This window comes from Amycolatopsis iheyensis (assembly GCF_024703995.1).
Taxonomy (GTDB): domain Bacteria; phylum Actinomycetota; class Actinomycetes; order Mycobacteriales; family Pseudonocardiaceae; genus Amycolatopsis; species Amycolatopsis iheyensis.
On the sequence record NZ_JAMXQV010000028.1, the window covers coordinates 54,975 to 72,327 of the forward strand.

At 71.5% G+C, this 17,353-nt stretch carries 16 protein-coding genes; 5 read left to right on the forward strand and 11 right to left on the reverse strand.

Translation table 11 applies throughout. The features are described from left to right. Positions 1 to 115: 115 nt before the first annotated feature. Positions 116 to 745 carry a YigZ family protein gene (locus tag M8542_RS39075; RefSeq protein ID WP_257925402.1) on the forward strand — a complete coding sequence of 210 codons (630 nt, stop codon included), beginning with the start codon at positions 116 to 118 and terminating at the stop codon, positions 743 to 745. A 391-nt stretch (positions 746 to 1,136) separates the two neighbouring features. Then, positions 1,137 to 3,842, forward strand: coding sequence for a GH92 family glycosyl hydrolase (locus M8542_RS39080; protein ID WP_257925403.1), 2,706 nt, complete (start codon positions 1,137 to 1,139; stop codon positions 3,840 to 3,842). On the opposite strand, the gene M8542_RS39085 is transcribed toward M8542_RS39080, so the two are convergent. From M8542_RS39085 to M8542_RS39095, 3 genes are all read right to left on the reverse strand, one after another. Beyond that, the gene (locus tag M8542_RS39085) at positions 3,833 to 4,423 is read right to left on the reverse strand and encodes a GNAT family N-acetyltransferase (RefSeq protein ID WP_257925404.1); all 591 of its coding nucleotides are present in this window, start codon (positions 4,421 to 4,423) and stop codon (positions 3,833 to 3,835) included. The two genes, M8542_RS39080 and M8542_RS39085, sit on opposite strands and share 10 nt — an antisense overlap. A gap of 40 nt (positions 4,424 to 4,463) precedes the next feature. Further along, the gene (locus tag M8542_RS39090; protein WP_257925405.1) at positions 4,464 to 4,721 is read right to left on the reverse strand and encodes a hypothetical protein; all 258 of its coding nucleotides are present in this window, start codon (positions 4,719 to 4,721) and stop codon (positions 4,464 to 4,466) included. 139 nt (positions 4,722 to 4,860) lie between these two features. Continuing rightward, complete coding sequence (locus M8542_RS39095) at positions 4,861 to 5,319, reverse strand: Lrp/AsnC family transcriptional regulator (protein ID WP_257925406.1); 459 nt, start codon at positions 5,317 to 5,319, stop codon at positions 4,861 to 4,863. A gap of 77 nt (positions 5,320 to 5,396) precedes the next feature. On the opposite strand from M8542_RS39095, the gene M8542_RS39100 reads away from it, so the two are divergent. After that, complete coding sequence (locus M8542_RS39100; protein ID WP_257925407.1) at positions 5,397 to 6,458, forward strand: Glu/Leu/Phe/Val dehydrogenase dimerization domain-containing protein; 1,062 nt, start codon at positions 5,397 to 5,399, stop codon at positions 6,456 to 6,458. On the opposite strand, the gene M8542_RS39105 is transcribed toward M8542_RS39100, so the two are convergent. The 8 genes from M8542_RS39105 to M8542_RS39140 form a co-directional block, all read right to left on the reverse strand. Continuing rightward, a complete protein-coding gene (locus tag M8542_RS39105; RefSeq protein WP_257925408.1) occupies positions 6,400 to 7,650 on the reverse strand; it encodes an ABC transporter substrate-binding protein in 1,251 nt (416 codons plus the stop codon). The genes M8542_RS39100 and M8542_RS39105 overlap by 59 nt on opposite strands. Beyond that, a complete protein-coding gene (locus tag M8542_RS39110; protein ID WP_372508715.1) occupies positions 7,647 to 8,744 on the reverse strand; it encodes a branched-chain amino acid ABC transporter permease in 1,098 nt (365 codons plus the stop codon). The genes M8542_RS39105 and M8542_RS39110 overlap by 4 nt, the downstream gene beginning before the upstream one ends. A 43-nt stretch (positions 8,745 to 8,787) precedes the next feature. Next, positions 8,788 to 9,666 carry a branched-chain amino acid ABC transporter permease gene (locus M8542_RS39115; RefSeq protein ID WP_257925410.1) on the reverse strand — a complete coding sequence of 293 codons (879 nt, stop codon included), beginning with the start codon at positions 9,664 to 9,666 and terminating at the stop codon, positions 8,788 to 8,790. Further along, entirely contained in the window at positions 9,663 to 10,436 is a 774-nt protein-coding gene (locus tag M8542_RS39120) for an ABC transporter ATP-binding protein (RefSeq protein ID WP_257925411.1), read from the reverse strand. Before M8542_RS39120 ends, M8542_RS39115 begins: the two co-directional genes overlap by 4 nt. Continuing rightward, positions 10,433 to 11,242 carry an ABC transporter ATP-binding protein gene (locus M8542_RS39125; protein WP_257925412.1) on the reverse strand — a complete coding sequence of 270 codons (810 nt, stop codon included), beginning with the start codon at positions 11,240 to 11,242 and terminating at the stop codon, positions 10,433 to 10,435. The genes M8542_RS39120 and M8542_RS39125 overlap by 4 nt, the downstream gene beginning before the upstream one ends. A 118-nt stretch (positions 11,243 to 11,360) precedes the next feature. Then, positions 11,361 to 12,176, reverse strand: coding sequence for a PHP domain-containing protein (locus M8542_RS39130; protein ID WP_257925413.1), 816 nt, complete (start codon positions 12,174 to 12,176; stop codon positions 11,361 to 11,363). Positions 12,177 to 12,189: 13 nt separating this feature from the next. Continuing rightward, entirely contained in the window at positions 12,190 to 12,813 is a 624-nt protein-coding gene (locus M8542_RS39135) for a response regulator (RefSeq protein ID WP_257925414.1), read from the reverse strand. Then, positions 12,810 to 13,949 (reverse strand): GAF domain-containing sensor histidine kinase, encoded by a 1,140-nt coding sequence (locus M8542_RS39140; protein WP_257925415.1) that lies wholly within the window; start codon positions 13,947 to 13,949, stop codon positions 12,810 to 12,812. The genes M8542_RS39135 and M8542_RS39140 overlap by 4 nt, the downstream gene beginning before the upstream one ends. 84 nt (positions 13,950 to 14,033) lie before the next feature. Here M8542_RS39140 and M8542_RS39145 point away from each other — a divergent pair, with 84 nt between their 5' ends. Together M8542_RS39145 and M8542_RS39150 are read left to right on the forward strand one after the other, a co-directional pair. Continuing rightward, positions 14,034 to 16,772: an FAD-binding and (Fe-S)-binding domain-containing protein gene (locus tag M8542_RS39145; protein ID WP_257925416.1), complete on the forward strand. Its 2,739-nt coding sequence runs from the start codon at positions 14,034 to 14,036 to the stop codon at positions 16,770 to 16,772. A 105-nt stretch (positions 16,773 to 16,877) separates the two neighbouring features. Beyond that, positions 16,878 to 17,345, forward strand: a complete 468-nt coding sequence (locus tag M8542_RS39150) for a hypothetical protein (RefSeq protein WP_257925417.1) — start codon at positions 16,878 to 16,880, stop codon at positions 17,343 to 17,345. Positions 17,346 to 17,353: the final 8 nt, after the last annotated feature.

The window sequence follows — 17,353 nt, forward strand, 5'->3', positions numbered from 1 at the left end:
CGTATCACGGTCTATGGTGGCTCTGACCTGCGGAAACGTCCGTCCGAAGTGGTCTGGGTCAGGTGGTGCGGCACCGGGCCGGGGTGGCAAGCTGGCTGCATGGCGGACTCGTCCGATGACTGATCGTTATCTCTCCGTGGCTCGTTCGGGAGTCCGTGAGCTCGAGATCAAGCGCTCGAGGTTCCTCTGCGCGCTCGCTCCGGTGACGTCGGAGGAGGCCGCGCGCGAGTTCATCGCGGCCCGCCGGCGGGCCGAACCGGGGGCACGGCACCACTGTCACGCGTTCATCCTGGGGCCGGAGGGGCGAACCCAGCGTTCGAGCGACGACGGCGAGCCGGCCGGCACGGCGGGCATCCCGATGCTGGAGGTCCTGCGCCGCCGTTCGCTCACCGACACCGTCGCGGTGGTGACGCGCTACTTCGGCGGAGTGCTGCTGGGGGCGGGCGGGCTGATCCGCGCGTACGGTCAGTCCGTTTCGGACGCGCTGGAAGTGGTTGGTGTACTAGAACACCGGCGTCTCACCTTGGTCGAGGTGACGGTGGCCTACGACCGCGCGGGCCGGCTCGAGAACGACCTGCGCGCGTCGCCGTACTTGCTCCACGAGACCCGCTTCGACGCCTCGGCCCACTTTTCGATCGGCCTGGCCCCGGGCGAAGCCCCGGCCTTCGAGAGCTGGCTCGCGGACCTGACGGGCGGCGAAGCCACGACAACCGAACTCGGCGAAACCTGGATCACGACCGGCTGAGTCGTGTCGACCCTCCAATCACGTGAGTCGACCTTCCAATCACGAGTGATGGCTTCTCCATCACGTCCGGTGCTTCGCGGCGTGTGCGCGAGGGGTCGACACGAGTGATCGGAGGGTCGACACGCGTGATTCGGGGGACGACACGGCTGCGGGTGGGTGGACCATGGCCGGTGCGTGGTCCGGTCGCGAACCGCTTGGCGCACAACGGACTTTTGGTGCTTCCGTGGCGGAGTCCGGCCGTGGCACCATGTCGTGCCACCGAGTTCCGGTGCCACCTCGATCGCCACAACGTCGTCGACGCGGCTCGCGCCTAATTGACAACGTTGTCAGAAACGCTTGTCCGACAACGTTGTCGCCCGGTGGGAAGCGTGCGACAAGGAGGGAAGGTTCCATGTCCGGACCACTCGCCAGACGGGTGCGCGGTGCCGCGCTCGCCGTCATCCTCGCGGCGGCGGGGCTCGCCACCACAACGCCCGCCCACGCGGCGACGTTGGCCCTTACGCAGTACGTGAATCCCTTCATCGGCACCGACAACAGCAACTCGCCGAACCCGGTGCCCGGTGGTGCCGGTGGCAGCACCTACCCGGGCGCCTCCGTGCCGTTCGGCATGACGCAGTTCAGCCCGGACACCCCGACCGGTTCGCCCTCCGGCTACCGCTACAGCGACACCAGCATCGAGGAGTTCAGCCTCACCCACTTCAACGGCGCGGGCTGCCCCAACAACGAAGACCTCGGCCTGTTGCCGATCACCGGCGCCATCGGCACTTCACCGGGCACCGGCTGGACCACCTATGCCGGCCGCTACACCAAAGCCAACGAGTCCGCCGCGCCCGGCTACTACAAGAACAAGCTCGACAACTACAACACCACCGTCGAGCTGTCGGCCACCAAGCGGTCCGGCGCGCTGAAGCTGACCTACCCGAACACGACGTCCGCGCGGCTGCTCGTCAACACCGGGCGCAGCGCCACCGGCAACCGCAACGGGTCCATCAGCATCAGCGGCAGCCAGCTCACCGGCGCGGTGACCGGCGGCGGCTTCTGCGGCTCGTCGAAGACCTACCAGATCTTCTACGTCATCCAGTTCGACCGCGCGCCCAGCGGGTTCGGCACCTGGCTCGGCGGCACGGTGAGCGCCGGGTCGGCGAGCACCAGCGGCACGAACTCCGGCGGCTACGTCACCTTCGACACCTCGAGCAACACGACGGTGCAGGCGAAGGTCGGCATCTCGTTCGTCAGCCTGGCCAACGCGCAGGCGAACCTCGCCGCCGAGCAACCCGGCTTCGACTTCGCCGGGACGCGCGCCGCGGCCGACACGAGCTGGAACACCATCCTCAACCGCGTGCAGGTGGACAGCGGCACCGCCGCCGACCTGCAGAAGTTCTACACCGCGCTGTACCACGTGTTCCAGAACCCGAACATCGCCAGCGACACCAACGGCCAGTACCGCGGGTTCGACCAGGCGATCCACACCGCGTCGCACACCGTCTACCAGAACTACTCCGGCTGGGACATCTACCGCTCGTGGGCCGCGCTGATCGGGCTCGTCGCCCCGAACGAAGCCAGTGACATCGCCAAGTCCATGGTGCTCGACGGCCAGCAGGGCGGGCTGCTGCCCAAGTGGTCGCACAACAACAACGAACACTTCGTGATGACCGGTGATCCGGGCCCGATCGTCGTCGGCAGCATGTACGCCTTCGGGGTCCGCGGCTTCGACACCGCCGCGGCGCTGACGCTGATGGACAAGAGCTCCAACGGCGGCACCGCGCAGGGGCAGGCGATCCGCGGCCGCCAGTCCGGGTACGTCAGCCGGCACTACATCACCGAAGACCCGTCGGACTCGCTCGAGTACTCGGCTTCGGACTTCGCGGTGGCGCAGTTCGCGAAGGCCGTCGGCGACACCACGAAGTACACCACCTACATGCAGCGCGCCCAGTGGTGGCAGAACGTCTTCGGCCCCGACTCGGGCTACGTCCAGCCGCGCGGCAGCACGGGCACGTGGGCGTGGCCGGTCGTGCCGTCGAGCAACAGCGGCTACACCGAGGGCAACCCGTCGCAGTACACCTGGATGGTGCCCTACGACTACCAGGGCGTGATCAACCTGATGGGCGGCCGCCAGACCGCCGTGCAGCGGCTGGACCACCACTTCACCCAGCTCAACGGCGGCCTCACCCAGCCGTACTTCTACATCGGCAACGAGCCCGAGCACGGCGTGCCGTGGGCGTACAACTACGCCGCTCACCCGGAAGGCACCAGTTCGGCGGTGCGGCGCGTGATGAACGAGTCGTTCACCACCGGCGCGGGCGGCCTGCCCGGCAACGACGACCTCGGCGCGACGTCGGCCTGGTACGTCTTCGCCGCGCTGGGCATGTACCCGGCGACGCCGGGCTCGGACGTCCTGGCCCTGCACGGCCCGCTGTTCTCCGGGGTCTCGATCATCCGGCCGAGCGGGACGATCCGGATCACCGGCGCCGGCGCGGGCCAGGGCGCGCAGTACGTGCAGAGCCTGAGCGTCAACGGGACCGCGACGTCGAAGTCGTGGATCCGCTACGGCGACATCGCGGGTGCGTCGACGCTCGGCTACACGATGGGCTCGTCGCCGAGCGCCTGGGGCACGAACGCCGCCGACGTGCCGCCGTCCTACACCGACGGCGCGACGCAGCCGCCGGCCGCGCCGGACCTCGGCACGAACCTGGCGCAGGGCAAGGCGGCCAACGGTTCGGCGTCGTGCAACTCGGCCGAGAGCGCGGCCAAGGCCGTCGACGGCAGCCTGGCGAACAACAGCAAGTTCTGCAGCACCGCGGCGACGAAGTTCCTCCAGGTCGACCTCGGGTCGGCGCAGGACGTGTCGAAGTTCGTGGTCAAGCACGCCGGCCTCGGCGGCGAGACCACGGGCTGGAACACCGGCGCGTTCACGATCCAGACGTCGACCGACGGCTCGAGCTGGACGACGGTCGCGTCGGTGTCCGGTTCGCGGGCCAGCCGCACGTACCACTCGATCTCGGCCCGCTCGGCCCGGTACGTGAAGCTGAACCTCACCACCCCGGCCAACGACGGCAACGGCGCGGCCCGGATCTACGAGTTCGAGATCTACCGCTGAGCCGAGTGGTCTGCCGCGGCCGCGGCAGACCACTCTTCACGGGTGATCGCGTACTCGACTTCGCCCTGTTCCGCGCCCGGTGCGCGCTCGTGCTCCGGGAACTCCTCGAAGTACGTGCGGACGAACGTCATCCCCAGTTTCTCCATCACCCGGCGCGAAGCCTGGTTCACCGTCATCGTGAACGCCCGGACGCGCCGGACCCCCAGCTCGGTGAAGCCCATCGCGAGCAACGCCGCCGAGCCCTCGGTGCCGTAACCCTTGCCCCACGCGGCCTGGTGCAGCCGGTACCCCAGCTCCGGTTCGTCGGCGGGATCCTCCGGCCGGGGCCGGAAGTGGAACCACCCCAGGAAATCGCCGCTGCTCTTCTCGATCGCCGCCCAGAACCCGTAACCGGGGAAACGCTCGTAGTAACCGAGGAACGCGGGGAGATCGAGTTCGACGATCTCCGTGCGGTCCGCCGGCCGGCCCCCATTGAGGTACTTCATCACGGCCGGGTCGTCGTAGAGCGCGAAGAGCGCATCGGCGTCGTTCTCGGTGAACCGGCGGAAGATCAAGCGCTCGGTTTCGAGGAATACGTGCATCGGGTGATGCTGCCAGGGACCCCAGTGTGGAGCAATGGAATTACGCGGCGAGCGCGAAGACCTCTTCCAGCGCCTGTGAACCGGCCTCGGTGAGCAGGGCGGGCACCCGCTCGCCGCACTTGCCGGACCGGGCCGGCGCGATCATGCCGAGCCGGGCGAGCCGGTGCACGGTCGACTGGTCGCAGCAGCTCAGGCCGTCGATGAACAGGTCGGGCTCGCAGCTGCAGCTGATTTCGGCGTGGCCCCCGGCCACGGCTCTCAACGTGGCCCGCTCACGGTGGTTCAGTTCCGTTGTCATGGCGGCGCCTCCTTCCCGTTGTGACCCATGACACCACTCACCACCGACATTTTTCGCCTCTTGGCGTGCGAACCCGGGTATTTAGGGGGTGCACTTAGGGGTGGTGTGCCGCGTCTTTCCGGGTGATCCCCGGATACCCCTACGCCAGCGGTTCAAGCGTGGTCTTGCGCACGTGCCGGAAAACGATCGACGTCCGGAAGCCGACGATCTCCCGGCGCAACGCCAGCCGGTCGGCCAGGAATGCGTGCAGTGCGTCGATGTCCGGGGTGGTCACTTCGAGCAGGAAATCGTCACTGCCCGCGGTCACGTACACCGAAAGCACCTCCGGGAGCTGGGCGATCGACCGCTGGAAGCTGTCGATGACGGCCCGGCTCAGCGGCCGCACCTGCGCCGTGACCAAGGCCCGGACCCCGCGGTTGAGGCTCGCGAGGTCGATGTCGGCGTGGTAGCCGCGGATGACACCGCGTTCGCGCAGCAGCCGGATGCGTTCGAGGCACGTCGAGGGCGCGATGCCGACCTTCCGGGCGATGTCCCGGTTGGTCTGCCGGGCGTCCTCCTGCAGCAGCCGCACGATCGCCGAATCAAGTTCGTCGAGCACGGTGACTCCCTCCGCGGTGCCGAATTTAGTTCGGCGACGAGTCGACAAGGCCGTCGTTAAGTCTAGCTTCAGCAGACATGACCGCACATGAGCAGCTCATTCTCCGCCGTGGCCGTCGATCCGGCGTCACGACGATGGTCGCGATCCACTCGACCGCCCTCGGCCCGGCCGCCGGCGGCTGCCGCTTCAAGCCCTACGCCACGACGAACGACGCGATCGACGACGTCCTGCGCCTGTCGGCGGCCATGACGGCGAAGTGCGCGGTCGCCGGGCTCGCCTTCGGTGGCGGCAAGAGCGTCATCGCGCCGGAACCCGGCCGGGTGCTTTCCCCCGAGGAGCGCCGCGACGTCCTGCTCGACCACGCCGACCTCATCGCCGAGTTCGGCGGCGCCTACCTGGCCGGCCCGGACGTCGGCACCGGCCCGGCCGACATGCTGGTGTTCCGGGAGGTGTCGGCGTTCGCGTTGTGCACCCCCGAGGCCGCGGGCGGCACCGGCTCCTCCAGCGGCCCGACCGCCGTGGGCGTGCTCGCCGCGCTCCGGGCCGCGCTCGGCTCCGCGGAGGTGACCGGGCGCCGGGTGGTGATCAGCGGCTACGGCTCGGTGGGCGCGCACCTCGCGGCGAGCCTGCACGCGGCGGGCGCCGACGTCGTCGTCTCCGACATCGACCCGGCCAAGCGCGCCGATGCCGAGGCGGGCGGCCTGAGCTGGGTCGAGCCGGAGAAAGCCCTCACCCTCGCCGCCGACGTGCTGATCCCGGCCGCGGTCGGCGGGGTGCTCAGCCCGGAGACGGTGGCCCGGCTCGACGTCCCGCTCGTCGTCGGCCCGGCCAACAACCAGCTCACCGCCGACACCGTCGCCGACGACCTCGCCGCCCGCGGCGTCCTGTGGGTCCCGGACTACGTGGCGAGCGCGGGCGGCATCCTCTACACGCTCTCGCGCGAGGCGGAGGGCCTGGACCACGAAGCCGCGCTGGCCCGCGTCGAGACCATCGAAGGCACCGTCCGCGAGCTGCTGAGCGCCGCGAAGGCCAACGCGACCACCCCGCTGCACGAGGCGGCCGCGCTGGCCGGGCGCCGGCTCACTTCTGGTGCGGCGCCACGTACTCCTTCGCCTCGGGCGCTTCGAACAACGGCTTGACGTACCGGACGCCGCCCTCGGCGGAGGCGTCCGGGGTCGCGGCGTAGACCTGGCGCGTCGCCGGCGTCCCCGGCTTGGAGAAGTCGAGCGCCGCGACCAGGTCGTCCGTGCTCGCCGACGTCGTCTGCTTGAGCGCCGCCGCGATGCCGTCGCGGGTGAGGTCCTTGTTGTCGCACGCCTTCTTAAGCACCGCGCCCCACACCTCGCCGACCGCGTAGCCGTAGGGCACCCCGCCGTTCGGCGTCTCCTTGTAGGCGGCCTTGAACTTCGCCGCGACGTCCTTGGCCTTCGGCAGGTCGGCCGAGAACGGCACGCTGCTGGCGACGATCGTCAGCTTGTCCAGCGCGCCCGCGGCGGGGCTCTTCAGCAGCACCGGGTCGAACGTCGGGTTGTTGCCCAGCACCGGCACGTTCAGCCCGAGCGCCTTGTTCGCCGCGACGGCCGACCCGGTCTGCGCGGGCGTGGTGGTCAGCGCGATCACCTTCACCCCGGCGCCCTTGAGGCCGGTGACGACGTTGGTGAGGTCGCTGTCGGTCGAGGTGATCTTGACTTCCTTGACCGTCAGGTTGTGCTTCTTCGCGTAGAACTGCGAGCCGCGCAGGCCGTTCTTGCCGTACTCGCCGTCGATGTAGACGTGCCCGATCGTGTCGCCGTCCTTGAGCTGTCCCTGCTCCTGCAGGTACGCCAGCCCGTCGATCATCTCGACGTCGTAGGTGGTGCCGACGATCATCACGTACGGGTTGTCGAGCAGCTCCGACGACCACGACGCGGGGGCGGCGACGGCCTTGTCCGTGGCCAGGTTCTGCTTGAGCGCGGCCACCACCGGCGAGCCGAGCAGCTGCACGAACCCGAGCACCTTCGGCTCGATCTGCGGGTACAGCGTCTTCGCCGTGTCGGCCTTGTAGCCGTGGTCGACCTCTTCGAGCTTCACCTGCCGGCCGCAGACCCCGCCGGCGGCGTTGAAGTCCTTGGCCCACAGCTCGTTGCCCTGGGTGACCCCGAGGCCGAGGTTCTTGAAGACGCCGGACTTGTCGGTCATCACCCCGAGCGTCACCTCGGTCGCGGTCACCCCCTTGCCGGTCTTGACGCCGGAGCTGTCGGGGCCTGACGAACCCGCGTCGTTCGCTTTCGTGCTGCACGCCGAAAGCGCCAGGAGGGCCGTCAGCGCTGCCACCAGGTGTGTGCGTTTCATCGTTTCTCCAGGGTTTTCCGGGTGAGCCGGCGACCGATCGCGGCGAGCCCGCCGGGCTCGAACAGCACGACGAGGATGATCGCAGCGCCGTAGACGAACGAGCTGACCAGCACCGGGGTCAGCGCGCCGTCGCCGGTGCCGGAGAACCAGCCGAGGTCGGCCGAGTACAGCGCGAGCACCTGCGGCAGCCCGTTGACGATCAGCGCGCCGACCAGCGCGCCGGGGACCGAGCCGAGCCCGCCGATGATGACCATCGCGAGGTAGGCGATGGACACGTTGATGCCGTAGGTGCCGAACTCGCTCTCGTCCGGCTTGAGGATGTCGAACCACAGCACGGTCATCGCGCCGGCGAGCCCGCCGTAGGCCGACGAGACGGCGAACGCGCCCGCCTTGGCCCGCAGCACGCTGACACCCAGCACCGCGGCCGCGGCCTCGTTGTCGCGCACCGCCCGCCACGACCGGCCGACGCGGCCGCGCACCGCGCCGCGCGCGATCACGAACGCGAGCACGGTGAGCAGCAGGAACAGGTACCAGGTGCGTTCGGCCTGTTGGATCGGCACGCCGAGGATCGACAGCTGCGGCCCGTCGTTGGTGAAGGGGAAGCCGAACAGCGAGAACGGCGCGGGCGCGCGTCCGGTCGACGTCCCGCCGGTCAGCTCCTCGGCCGACTGTCCGAAGTAGAGCCCGAGGAACACCAGTGCCAGCGACGCGACGCCGAGGTAGATCCCGCGCAGCCGGCCGGCCACCGGCGCGAAGGCCAGGCCCAGCAACGCCGAAACGACGACCGCGCCGAGCAGGGACAGTCCGGGGTCGAGGCCGAACCCGACCACACGATCGTCGCCGGTCGGCCCGGACAGCACGGTGTAGGCGGTGCCGCCGGCCAGAAGGAAGAAGGCGTGGGCCAGGGAAAGCTGTCCGGCCTGCCCGACCACCAGTGTCAGCCCGATCGCGCCGACCCCGCCGATCATCATGTACTGCCCGGCCTTCAGCCAGGCCGCGTCGAGGTAGAGCGGCAGCGCGAGCAGGACGACCAGCAGCGCGAGCCAGGCGAGCCTGCGCACCAGTTTCCCCAGGTCGCGGCGCTTCGGCGGCACGGGTTCGGCGGCCGGTGGGCTGTCCACTTCGGACACGGCACTGTCAGACACGGGTTCGCTCCCTCGTGCCGAACAGCCCGGAGGGCCGCACCACCAGGACCACCAGCATCACCAGGAAGACCGCGCTCTTGGAGAAGTCGAACGAGACGTACTGCGCGGAGAGCGCTTCCACGATGCCGACGACCAGGCCGCCGACCACCGCGCCCGCCGTCGAGTCGAGGCCGCCGAGGATCGCCGCGGGGAAGGCGGCGAGCGCGATCGAGTGCGTCCCGCGGGACAGCCCGGCGCCGGAGAAGTCCTGCGTCGCGATGAACAGCACCGCGACCCCGGCCAGCAGCCCGGCGACGAGCCACGCGGTCGCGGTGACGCGCGAGCTGCGGATGCCCATCAGCGCGGCGGCTTCGCGGTTCTCAGCCTGTGCGCGCATCGCGACGCCCCAGTTCGAGTACTTGAAGGCCAGCCAGAACGCCGCGATCAGCACCGCCGCGACGCCGAGCGCGACCAGGTGCGTGCGGAACAGCGTGATGCCGCCGAGCTGGAACGGCTTGGCGTCCCAGGCGTCGCCGAGGAAGGGCAGCGTGACGCCGAGGCGGCGCACGATCTCCTCGGTGACGATCACGTCGACGCCGATGGTCAGCAACGCCAGGCTGTTCGCGTCGGCGTGCCGGGAGCGCGACAGCAGCAACCGCTCCACCAGCAGGCCGAGCAGGCCGGCGGAGACGACGCCGACCAGCGACGCGCCGGCCCAGCCGAGCGCGTCCCGCGTCACGACGACGAGGTAGCCGCCGAAGAGCACCAGCGAGCCGTGCGCGAAGTTCACCACTTCGGTGGCCTTGAAGATGATGACGAACCCCAGCGCGAGCAGCGCGAACACCGCGCCCTTGCCGAGGCCGTTCACCGTGAGCTGCAGGAAGGTGTTCACGCCGCCTCCGTGCCGAGGTAGGCCTTGATGACGTCCGGGTCGGACTGGACCTGCGCCGGGGTGCCGTCGGCGATGCGGCGGCCGAAGTCGAGCACCGTGACCCGGTCGGCGATGCCCATCACCAGGCCCATGTCGTGCTCGACGAGCAGGATCGAGATGCCCAGCTCGGCGCGGATCCCGCTGATCGTGCCGGCCAGCTCCGCGGTTTCGGCCGCGTTCATCCCGGCCGCGGGCTCGTCGAGCAGGAGCAGCACCGGTTCGACGGCGAGCGCGCGGGCGAGGTCGACGCGCTTGACGACGCCGTAGGGCAGCGCGCCGACCGGGGTGTCGGTGACCGCGTCGAGCCCGAGGAACGCGCAGATCTCGCGGGCGCGGGCGGCGTGCCGCCGTTCGGCGCGGACCGTCCACGGCAGCCGGAGCCCGACCTCGAGGAACCCGCCGCGGGTCAGCGCGTGCCGGCCCAGCAGGACGTTGTCCAGCACGGTCGACCCCGGGGAGAGCGCGGCGTTCTGGAATGACCGGCCGACGCCGAGGCCGGCGAGCTTGTGCGGCGCGAGCCCGGTGAGCTCGGTGTCGCCGAGCCGCACGCGGCCTTCGTCGGCCCGGTAGAGACCGCTGATCACGTTGAAGCAGCTGGACTTCCCGGCGCCGTTCGGCCCGATCAACGCGTGCAGCGAGCCGGGTGCGACGGTGAAACTCACGTCGTCGAGCGCGCGGATCCCGCCGAAGCGCAGGGAAACGCTTTCCACCCGCAGCTCCGGCGGCGTCATCCGGCCCACCTCGACAGGGTCCGGCCGGCCAGGCGCGCGCGTGCGGTTTCCGCTTCGGCGTCGGCGGTTTCCTGCGATTCGGCGTGTCCGCCGAGGTAGAGCCGCTGGACGTCCTGGCTGGCGGCCAGCTCGGCCGCGGTCCCGGCCAGCGCGACCCGGCCGGCCTCCAGCACCACCGCGTGCTGGGCGACGCCCAGCGCCATCACGGCGTTCTGCTCCACCAGCACCACGGCCGTGCCCTGCTCGTGGATTTCGCGGATGGTCCGGGCGATCTGCTCGACGACCTTCGGCGCGAGCCCGAGTGAGGGCTCGTCGAGCAGCAGCAGCTTCGGCGCGGACATCAGCGCCCGCCCGATGGCCAGCATCTGCTGCTCGCCGCCGGACAGCAGCCCGGCGCGTTGCTTCGCGCGTTCGGTGAGCACGGGGAACAGCGCGTCGACGCGCTCGTGTGCTTCGGTCCGCTCGGCCGCGGTCCGGGCGCCGATGCCGCCGGCGCGCAGGTTCTCCTCGACCGTCATCCGGGCGAAGATCTGCCGGCCTTCGGGCACCCCGACGACGCCGAGCCGGACGATCCGGGCGGGGTCGAGCTTGCCGAGCGCGTGGCCGGCGTAGCGGATTTCGCCGGCTTCGATCGCGCCGCGGTGCATGCGCAGCGTGCCGGAAACGGCCCTGAGCAGGGTGGACTTCCCGGCGCCGTTGCTGCCGAGCACCGCCAGCACGCCGTCGGCGGAGACGTCGAGGTCGACCCCGTGCAGTGCGGCCGTCGAGCGGCCGTACCGCACCCGGAGACCACGCACGGTCAGCACGAACTCACTCCAGGACGCACGACGTCTCCTCCACTCGTGTGACGTGAGTCACGGTCGGTGGCGGTCATCCTGCGGTCGGCGGAGGTGATCCGATACCCCCACCTGGAGACCCCGCTGGCTACGAAACGGACACGGCGGCCTCCCGCAGGGCCGCGAACACCTCGGGTGAGGTCGTGCACTCACCGAGCCGGACCGGCTTGCGGTCGCCGTGGAAGTCGCTCGACCCGGTGGCGAGCAGACCCAGGTCCGCGGCCACCTCACCCAGCCGGGCCCGGACTTCCGGCGGCTGCTCCGGGTGTGCCACCTCGATCCCGGCGAGCCCGGCCTCGGCGAGGGTCGCCAGCTGCGCGTCGGAGACCGAAGCCCGCCGCTTGACCGAGCGCGGGTGCGCCAGTACCGCGGCACCCCCGGCCGCGCGGACCAGCCCGATCGCGTCCACAGTGGACAACACGTGCTTCGGCACGTCCGCCCGGCCGCCGTCGGCGATCCAGTCCGGCGTGAACGCCTCGGTGATGCCCACCGCGGCCAGCGCCGCCGCGATGTGCGGACGCCCGAGGGCCGCACCACCGGCGATCTCCCGCACCTGCGGGAGGGTGATCGGGGCGCCCAGCTCCTGGCACCGCGCGACCATCCGCACCGCACGGCGTTCGCGGTCGGTGCGGATCAGCTCGAGTTCGCCGGCCAGCGGCGCGTGACCGGGATCGACGAACAGGCCGAGCAGGTGCACCTCGAACTCGTCGAGGCGGCAAGAGATCTCGACGCCCGGGACGAGTTCGAGGTCCGCCGCGGCGGAGGCCGCGGCCAAGCCCGCGAAGGTGTCGTGGTCGGTCAGCGCGAGCACCGTCAGCCCGGCCTCGGCGGCGAGCCGGGGGAGCAGCTCCGGCGGTGTCGTCCCGTCGGAGGCCGTGCTGTGCGCGTGCAGGTCGATCGTCACCCGGCCGAGGATCTCACAGCAGCCCGGCCTCGCTGGCCTTGCCGATCGCCTCGACGCGGTTGCGGGCGCCCAGCTTGTGCAGCGCCGACTGCAGGTACGTCTTCACCGTGTTGCGCGCGAGCCCGGTCGACTCCGCGATCTCCGGGTTGGTCTGGCCCTGCGCGGCCAGCCGCAGCACCTCGTACTCGCGCCGGGTCAGGCCGCTGCGGGCCAGCGCGTCCGACCGCTGCCCGGCGTCGGGCAGGATCCGCGGGTCCACGACGCGCTCGCCGCGCAGCACCCGCCGCAGCGCCGCGACCAGGTCGGTGCCCGCGACGTCCTTGAGCAGGCAGCCCTGCGCCCCCGAATCGAGGGCCGCCAGCACGCCCTGGTGGTCGCCGTGGGCGGTGAACACCACGATCCGCGCGGCCGGGTGCACCCGCCGCAGCTCGGCGATCACCTCCGGCGCGAGCATGTCCGGCAGCCGCAGGTCCAGCAGGATGAGGTCGGGCCGCAGCTCCGCCACGCGCTGGATCGCGGCCCGGCCCGACTCGGCCGAGCCGGCGATCCGCAGGCACGGGTCGGACCGCAGGAGCAGACTGACGCCGTCGCGGACCACGGGGTGGTCGTCGACGACGAGCACGGTCGCGCGCGTCACGGCCGCACCAGCGGCACCCACGCGCGCAGGGTGCAGCCGTCGTCGTCATCACGGACCAGGCTGACCCGGCCGCCGAGCCGGGCGGCGCGCCCGGACAGCGTCCGCAGGCCCATGCCCGTGCCGGGCACGGCACTCGCGCCGGTGCCGTCGTCCGCGACGACCACCTGGACGCCGTCTTCGCTGGGCAGCAGGCTGACGATCACCGACGTCGCGCGGGCGTGCTTCTCGACGTTGAGCAGGCCTTCGCGGACCGCGGCCACGAGCAGCGCGGTGCGTTCGGCGTCCAGCGGCGGCACCGCCGCGAGCTGCACGAACCGCGCCGGGACCCCGCAGCGCGCCTGGAAGGAGCGGCAGTGCTCGGCCAGCTCCACCGGCAGCGCCCGCTCCGGGCTGGACTCCGACAACGCCAGCAGCGACTCCCGCAGCGCCCCGGCCGCGGCCGAGACGTCGCCTTCCAGCCGGTGCAGCCGCGCCGCCAGGGCGGGGTTGCCGTGCACGTCCGCGTGCAGGTCGCGCACCTGGACGCCGATGGAGAACAGCAGCGCGCCGACGGAGTCGTGCAGGGCGCTCTGCATCCGCAGGCGCTCGCCGGCCACCGCGGCCGTCCGGTCGGTCTCGGCGACCTTGGCCAGGTGCAGTGCGGTCCCGGCTTCGAGCGCGACCTCCTCCAGCCGCCGGACGGCGTCGTCGCCGAAGTCGGCGGGCTCCCGCATGGCCGCGTACGCGATGGCGACGGTCTCGCCGCGCGCGACGACCGGGACGGCGAGCATCGCGGCCAGGCCCTCGCCGCGCACCTGGGCGTCGAACTGGTGGGTGATCGCCGGCGAGCTGACGTAGTCGCTCACCCGCACCGGGCGGCCCAGCGCCAGGACCCGGCCGCCGATGCCCTGGCCGACCGGCACTTCGAGGTCCTGCAGCGAGTCCGTGCGGGTGCCGGACATCCAGCGGATCACGGCCAGCTCGGGCCGGTCCAGCTCGGCGACGAAGCCGGCCTTCGCGCCGACGGTCTCCCGGATCAGGCGCGCGGTCCCGTGCAGCGCGGCGACGCGGTCGAGCGTGCCGAGCAGCTTTTCGCGCTCGCGCAGCAGCTCGCCCAGCACCGCGCTGTCTTCGGCGACGTGCTCCTTTGCCGTCACGCGCCCACGATCGCACACGCGGTGTGGTTTCGGACATACCCGGCTGGAGAGGTACGGACGCGCGAAGTCGACTTGAATGGGGGTGTGGAGATCCTCACCGACGCCGCCACGCTCGCGCTGTACACGACCGACGCGTCCAACTACCGGCACGTTCCCCACGGGGTGGTGCTGCCGGAGACCGTCGACGACATCGTCGCCGCGGTGGCCGCGGCCCGCGACCGTGACCTGCCGGTGATCGCCCGCGGGGGTGGCACGAGCGTCGCCGGGAACGCGTGCGGGCCCGGCCTGGTGATCGACACCTCCCGGCACGTCGGCGGCGTGCTCTCGCTCGACCCGGGCAAGCGGCTCGCGCGGGTGCTGCCCGGCACGGTGCTCGACGACCTGCAGGCGGTGGCGGCGCCGCACGGGCTGCGGTTCGGCCCGGACCCGTCGACGCACAGCCGCTGCACGCTCGGCGGGATGATCGGCAACAACGCATGCGGCTCGCACTCGGTGGCGTGGGGCCGCACGGCCGACGTCGTCCGCTCGCTCGAGGTCCTGCGCTACGACGGCACGCGGCTGCGGGTCGGGCCGGACGAGCCTACCGAGGGCCGGCTCTTCGACGAGCTGCGTGCGCTGGTGTCGGACAACCTGGCGTTGCTGCGCAAGGAACTCTCGACGTGGCCGCGGCGCGTGTCCGGCTACGGGCTGGAACACCTGTTGCCGGAGAACGGGTTCGACGTCGCCAAGGCGCTGGTCGGCTCGGAGGGCACCTGCGTCACGGTGCTCGAAGCCGAGGTCGAGCTGGCCGAGCTGCCTGCTCGTCGCGTGCTCGCGGTGCTGGGCTTTCCTTCGGACATCGCCGCGGCCGACGCGGTGCCGGCGATCCTGCCGTGGTCGCCGCTGACCGTCGAGGGGGTGGACGCCGAGCTGGTCGCGATGCTGCCCGGCCGGGTGGGGGAACTGCCGCCGGGCGAGGCGTGGCTGTTCGTCGAGCTGGCCGGCGACGATCCCGTCGAGCGGGCTCGCGCGCTGGCCGCGTCCCTGGAGCTGACCGGTTCGGTGGTGCTGGACGACCCGGCGGCGCAACGGCGGCTGTGGCGGATCCGCGAGGAGGGCGCCGGCCTGGCGACCCGGCTCGCGGGCGGCGCCGAAGCCTGGCCCGGCTGGGAGGACGCGGCCGTGCCGCCCGAGCGGCTGGGCGCGTACCTGCGCGAGTTCAAGGACCTCATGCGGGCGCACGGGCGCAAGAGCGTCGTCTACGGCCACTACGGCGAAGGCTGCCTGCACATGCGGCTGGACTTCGACCTGCTGTCGACCTCCGGGGTGGCGGAGTTCCGGCAGTTCCTGGAGGAGGCGGCGGACCTCGTCGCGTCCCACGGCGGCTCGCTGTCCGGTGAGCACGGCGACGGGCAGGCGCGCTCGGAGCTGCTGTCCCGGATGTACAGCCCGGAGATGATGGCGGTCTTCGCCCGGTTCAAGGGGATCTTCGACCCGGCCGGCCGGATGAACCCCGGCATCCTGGTGGCGCCGCGGGCGATCGACGCGGACCTGCGCGTGCGAGCCACGTCGAAGTCCTTCGAGGACAGTGTCTTCCTCGGCTACCCCGAGGACCGCGGGAGCTTCGGGCAGGCGATGCGGCGCTGCGTCGGCGTGGGGAAGTGCCGCAACACCAGCGGAGGCGGGGTGATGTGCCCGAGCTACCGCGCCACCCGCGAGGAGCAGCACTCGACGCGCGGACGCGCGCACCTGCTGGCCGAGATGATCAACGGCGAGGTGATCACCGACGGCTGGCGGTCGGCCGAAGTGCACGACGCGCTCGACTTGTGCCTGTCCTGCAAGGGCTGCCTGTCGGACTGCCCGGTCGACGTCGACATAGCCACGTACAAGGCGGAGTTCCTGCACCAGCACTACCGGCGGCGGCTGCGTCCGGCGTCGCACTACTCGATGGGCTGGCTGCCGCTGTGGTTGCGCGTCAGCGCGCGGATGCCGCGGCTGGCCAACGCCGTCGGGCGCTCTCCTTTGGCACGTGTGCTGAAACGGCTGGGCGGGATCGCCTCCGAACGCGCACTGCCTTCGTTCGCCGCTGCCCCGTTCACCTCGTCGCGGGCGGATCTCCGGCGCCGGGCGTCGGGGGAGCGCCGGGTCGTCCTGTGGCCGGATTCGTTCAACAACTACCTGACGCCGTCGGTGCTCGACGCCGCGTACGAGGTCCTGACCGCGGCGGGCTACGACGTCGTGCTGCCGGACCGCGGCGTCTGCTGTGGACTGACCTGGGTGTCGACGGGCCAGCTCGGCGTCGCGCGGCGCGTCCTCGACCGGACCCTTGCCGTGCTGGCGCCGTACCTGGAAGACGGCTACGAGGTGGCCGGGCTGGAACCCAGCTGCACGGCCCTGTTCCGCGGCGACTTGCCGGCGCTGATGTCGGGCGACGCGCGCGCGGAACTGCTGGCGTCCCGGACGTCCACGTTCGCGGAACTGCTGGCGCGGGCGCCGATCCCGTTCGCCGACCTCGACGTCGACGCGATCACGCAGGTGCACTGCCACCAGCACGCGGTCCTGGGGTTCGACGCCGACGAGTCCGCCCTCGCGGCGGCGGGCGTCCGCGCCACGACGCTGGACTCGGGATGTTGTGGCCTGGCGGGCAACTTCGGCTTCGAGCGCGGCCACTACGACGTCTCGAAGGCGGTGGCGGAAGACCGGATGCTGCCGGCGATCCGCGCGGCCGCCCCGGAGACGGTCGTGGTGTCCGACGGGTTCAGCTGCCGGACGCAGATCGCCCAGGAGTCGGGCCGGGAAGCGGTGCACCTGGCGGAACTGCTGCGTCGCGCGTTGCCCCGGTGACCGGTGTGCGCCGTCCGGGTGGTTCTCCCGGAGCGGGCTAACGAACCGAAACTGACCGGCGAGTCGCCGCATGGGAGGAAAGTTCACCAGGAGGGGAGACTTCTCATGCGTACTCGACTGGCCGCGGCCGCGGTGGCCGCCGCGGCGGCGCTGACCACGACGGCGCTGGCGGCGCCGGCCGCGAACGCGTCGGCGGACACCGCCGCGGACTGCGAACGCGGGGCCAACGGTTTCGTGGACATCCCGGACTGGATCAGCGGCACGCCAAGGGATTCCGCCGTGCCCGGCGGGCTGATCGTCGTCGAACTGCAGACCGGCTACATCAGCGGCGTGCTGCGTGGCTGGGCGAAGGTCCAGGGGCCCACCGACTACGGCGACCTGGTCTGGCTGGACTGGACTCGCGACGGCGGGCACAGCTGGATCCAGTGCGGGCCGTTCGCGGTGGGCAGCCCCGGCGGCACCAAGACCAGCGCGGCGCAGCGCACCAACCCGTCGCCGACCTGGCAGTTCCGGGCGTGCGGCATGGTCCACGGCATTTCGTCGTCGACCCGGTGCACCGACCCGTGGTGGTGACCTGAGAA

What these genes read in the sequence shown, in the direction of transcription:
- M8542_RS39075 (WP_257925402.1), top strand. Translation starts at nt 116, where the DNA reads ATGACTGATCGTTATCTCTCCGTGGCTCGTTCGGGAGTCCGTGAGCTC.
- M8542_RS39080 (WP_257925403.1), top strand. Translation starts at nt 1,137, where the DNA reads ATGTCCGGACCACTCGCCAGACGGGTGCGCGGTGCCGCGCTCGCCGTC.
- M8542_RS39085 (WP_257925404.1), bottom strand. Translation starts at nt 4,423, where the DNA reads ATGCACGTATTCCTCGAAACCGAGCGCTTGATCTTCCGCCGGTTCACC.
- M8542_RS39090 (WP_257925405.1), bottom strand. Translation starts at nt 4,721, where the DNA reads ATGACAACGGAACTGAACCACCGTGAGCGGGCCACGTTGAGAGCCGTG.
- M8542_RS39100 (WP_257925407.1), top strand. Translation starts at nt 5,397, where the DNA reads ATGACCGCACATGAGCAGCTCATTCTCCGCCGTGGCCGTCGATCCGGC.
- M8542_RS39105 (WP_257925408.1), bottom strand. Translation starts at nt 7,650, where the DNA reads ATGAAACGCACACACCTGGTGGCAGCGCTGACGGCCCTCCTGGCGCTT.
- M8542_RS39120 (WP_257925411.1), bottom strand. Translation starts at nt 10,436, where the DNA reads ATGACGCCGCCGGAGCTGCGGGTGGAAAGCGTTTCCCTGCGCTTCGGC.
- M8542_RS39150 (WP_257925417.1), top strand. Translation starts at nt 16,878, where the DNA reads ATGCGTACTCGACTGGCCGCGGCCGCGGTGGCCGCCGCGGCGGCGCTG.